Source organism: Bradyrhizobium manausense, assembly GCF_001440035.1.
In the GTDB taxonomy this organism is placed as follows: domain Bacteria; phylum Pseudomonadota; class Alphaproteobacteria; order Rhizobiales; family Xanthobacteraceae; genus Bradyrhizobium; species Bradyrhizobium manausense.
In genome coordinates, this window is record NZ_LJYG01000125.1 from 1 (window position 1) to 350 (window position 350).

Genomic DNA, 350 nt, shown 5'->3' on the forward strand with positions numbered 1-350 from the left:
TTTTACTGCAACTGCCGTTGGTATTGCTTATGCAGTAAAAAATGCATCTGAAAAGACAGTAGATGATGCTCTAAACTATCTGACATTAAGAAATAATCTGACCCAACTCGGCTTTTCAGTAGAAAACAAAGAGTTTTGTCAAAGCCTATTGCCAAAAAAACAGTTCAATTTTACCCAGGGTCCTCAAGTATCTAGGTGTTTTTATTTAGAAAGTCCAACCTATGAATATACTGTGAACAGTCGAAATCTAATGATTTTCACAAAATAAATTTAGGCCCTCGATTGAGGGCTTATTTTTGGATCTCTAAAAACGCACAGAATCGCTCAGATTGAACGAAACAATAAAATCG

At 35.1% G+C, this 350-nt stretch carries 1 protein-coding gene; it reads left to right on the plus strand.

Going from position 1 to position 350, the window contains the following annotated elements; genetic code table 11:
• On the plus strand, positions 1-268 hold a 268-nt coding region (locus AOQ71_RS46780; protein ID WP_205668314.1), incomplete at its 5' end, for a hypothetical protein.
• Positions 269-350 lie beyond the last annotated feature (82 nt).